Origin of the sequence: Nocardioides sp. (assembly GCF_050699375.1) — a bacterium.
In the GTDB taxonomy this organism is placed as follows: domain Bacteria; phylum Actinomycetota; class Actinomycetes; order Propionibacteriales; family Nocardioidaceae; genus Nocardioides.
The window spans coordinates 1-3,370 of record NZ_JBOHDN010000235.1 but is presented as its reverse complement, the minus strand read 5'-3'; the positions used below and the strand labels follow the sequence as shown (position 1 = coordinate 3,370).

The 3,370-nt window shown below is 72.4% G+C and carries 3 protein-coding genes; all 3 read right to left on the bottom strand.

Going from position 1 to position 3,370, the window contains the following annotated elements:
- On the bottom strand, positions 1–1,174 hold a 1,174-nt coding region (gene allB / locus ACRDPS_RS17315), incomplete at its 3' end, for an allantoinase AllB (RefSeq protein ID WP_431502902.1).
- Complete coding sequence (locus ACRDPS_RS17310; protein ID WP_431502901.1) at positions 1,171–2,043, bottom strand: fumarylacetoacetate hydrolase family protein; 873 nt, start codon at positions 2,041–2,043, stop codon at positions 1,171–1,173. The genes allB and ACRDPS_RS17310, both read right to left, overlap by 4 nt.
- A gap of 142 nt (positions 2,044–2,185) precedes the next feature.
- Positions 2,186–3,370: glycerate kinase (locus ACRDPS_RS17305; RefSeq protein ID WP_431502900.1), on the bottom strand; the 1,185-nt coding region annotated here is incomplete at its 5' end.

The following is a 3,370-nucleotide window of genomic DNA, read 5'->3' as shown; positions in this document are numbered from 1 at the left end:
AGTCGGCGTCGTGGCCGACCGCGATCTGCCCCTTGCGCGCGAGTCCGGCGTGGTGAGCGGGTGCCTCGGACATCCAGCGGGCGATGTCGGCGAGGGTGAAGCCGCGGCTCCTCGCCTCGGTCCAGACTGCCGACAGTCCGAGCTGGAGCGAGGAGATGCCGCCCCAGGCGACCCCGAAGTCGCCGGTGTCGAGGGCCTTGAGGTCGGGCGTCGAGGGAGAGTGGTCGGTGACGACCATGTCGATGACGCCGTCACGCAGGCCGTTCCACAGGAGCTCGCGGTTGGCCGCCTCCCGGATGGGCGGGCAGCACTTGTACTGCGTCGCGCCGTCGGGGATCTCCTCCGCGGCGAAGGTCAGGTAGTGCGGGCAGGTCTCGGCCGTGATCGGGATGCCTTCGCGGCGGGCGGCATCGATCGTCTCGAGCACGTCCGCGCTCGAGACGTGCAGGATGTGGACCCGGCACCCGGTCTTCCTGGCGAGCTCGACCACACCGGCGACCGCCAGGTTCTCGGCGTCTCGCGGACGGCTGTGCAGGAATCCTGCGTACGCCCCGCCGGCCGCCACCGGCGCGTGCTCGATCGCGTGCGCATCCTCGGCGTGCACGATCAGCAGACCGTCGAAGGAAGCGATCTCTCGCATCGCGAGCTCGAGCTGGTCGGCGTCGAGCGGCGGGAACTCGTCGACTCCGGAGTGCAGCAGGAAGCACTTGAACCCGGAGACCCCGGCCTCGTGCAGCGTACGCAGCTCCGCGACGTTGCCGGGGATGGCGCCGCCCCAGAAGCCGACGTCGACGAAAGCCTGGCTGGCCGCCGGCCCTCCAAAGGCGACCCGTCGCTTGAGGTCGAGCGCCGGGAGGTCGCAGGTCGGCGGGATGCTGTTGAGCGGCATGTCCACGATCGTGGTGACCCCGCCGGCGGCCGCGGCGCGGGTCGCCGAGGCGAAGCCCTCCCACTCGGTCCGGCCCGGGTCGTTGACGTGTACGTGGGCGTCGACGACGCCGGGCATCAGCACCTCGTCGTCGGCGAGCTCGACGACGTGGGCCGCGGTCAGGCTCGCCCCGGTCGTGTCGACCGCGACGATCTCGCCGTCACGGACACCGACCGAGCCTGTCGTCTCTCCGTCCGGCGTCACCATCCGCGCCGCCCGGATCACTAGATCGAGATCTCGACTCACACCCTCACCTCCGCATCATCGACTGCCACCACTCGGGTGCGCTGGCGTCCGAGGCCCGTCACCTCGGCCTCCACCACGTGCCCTTCCCGCAGGAAGGGCCGGGGCTCGGGCCGCAACGCGGCGACACCGCCAGGGGTCCCGGTCAGCACCAGGTCGCCGGGCTCGAGTGTCATCAGCGTACTGAGGAACGCGAGGATCCCGCCGGCACTCGAGATCATCCGGCCGGTGCTCCCGCACTGTCTCCGCTCTCCGTCCACCCAGAGCTCCAGGCCGAGGTCCTGCGGGTCGGCGACGTCGTCCGGGGTGACCAGCCAGGGCCCGATCGGGGTGAAGGTGTCGGCGCACTTGCCCTTCGCCCAGGTCGGCCCGGCCGCGATCCGCGCCCGCTCGCTGACGTCGTCGGCGGTGAGATAGCCGCCGACCGCGGCCAGTGCCTGCTGCGGGTCGGTGCACCGGGACAGCCGGCGACCGAGGACCACCCCCAGCTCGACCTCGTAGTCGGTCATCGTCGATCCCGGCGGCAGCTCGATCGCGTCGTACGGACCCACGATCGAGGTCGAGGGCTTGAGGAAGACGACCGGCTCGTCCGGGATCGCGGCCCCGGCCTCCTCGGCGTGGTCCTCGTAGTTGAGCCCGACCCCGACGATCTTGCCGGGCCTCGCCACCGGCGGTCCGATCCGGGTGCCGTCGGGCACGACGGGGAGGCCGCCCGAGGCGACCAGGTCCTGGATCAACCTGAGCCGCACCGGGTCGCCGAGCAGGTCGCCGTCGATGCTCGGCACGGCGGCCGACAGATCACGCAGTACGTCCTGGTCGTCGAGCGCCGCGGGGCGCTCCTCGCCCGGCGGTCCCACGCTCAGCAGTCTCATGCCTCAGCCTCCTCGGATGCTGACCGAGCTACCTCGGTCTCGATGCAGTTCCCTCGTGGAGCTCCACGAAGGAAGTGGCCGCTCACCGAGTTGCCCTTCGACAGGCTCAGGACATCGCTTCGGTGAACATTCCGGCGCTCGCTCACACGTCCTCCTTGATCAGATGGTCGGCGGCAATCCGCTCGGCGATCCGCTCGAGCAGGGCGGCGCCCTCGGTCAGGCAGCGCTGCCGATCGGGCTCGATGTCCGTCAAGGCGTACGCAGCGCCGATCCCGGCCGCCTGCAGCCGGTCGTGATCGAGATGGTTGACCCCACAGACCGCCACGACCGGGACACCGGCGCGCTTGGCAGCGGCGGCGACGCCGGCCGGGGCCTTGCCGTGCAGGGTCTGCTCGTCGAGCGCACCTTCACCGGTGACGACGAGGGCCGCTCCGTCCAGACCCGAGGCGAAGTCGACCAGCTCGAGCACGAGCTCGATCCCCGAGCGAAGCTCTGCGCCCAGGACCGCGAGGGCGGCGAACCCGACCCCGCCGGCTGCGCCGGCACCGGGGTGGTCCCGGAGATCAGCACCGGTCGCCACCGCGACGACGTCTGCCCAGTGGCCGAGCGCGACGTCCAGCCGTCGCACCTGGTCGGCGTCGGCGCCCTTCTGCGGCCCATAGACCGCGGCCGCGCCACGTGGTCCGGTGAGCGGGTTGTCGACGTCGCACGCCACGGTGATCTCGACCCCGCCAACGCGTCGGTGCAGCTCGTCGAGCTCGATCCGGGCGACCTCCTCGAGCCCAGCCCCACCGTCCCCGACCGGGTCCCCGGACGCGGCGAGCAGCCGGGCGCCGAGACCGCGGAGCAGGCCCGCTCCCCCGTCGGTGCTGGCGCTGCCGCCGATGCCGAGCACCAGCCGGTGACAACCGGCGTCGATCGCGGCCGCCATGACCTGGCCGGCCCCGACGCTGGAGGCGCCCAGAGGGTCCGGCGCGCCCGCCAGTCGCGCCAGCCCGGCCGCGTCGGCGAGCTCGACGACCGCGACACCGTCGCGACAGGCGTACGCCGTCCGAACCGGTTCCCCGGTCGGTCCGGCCACCGTGACCGGCACGAGGACGAACCCGGCGGACGCGGCCGCCGCCAGGGTGCCGTCGCCACCGTCGGCGACCGGGACCGCGTCCACGACCACACCGGGACTCCCCCGGCGCATCCCGGTGCTCACCGCCGCCGCGACCTCGGCGGCGGTGAGCGATCCCTTGAACTTGTCGGAGGCGACCAGCACCCGCTGCGCACGCCGAGTCGGCTCATCCTGACCGAAATCCTCGTCGAGTCGGCTCGTCATGAC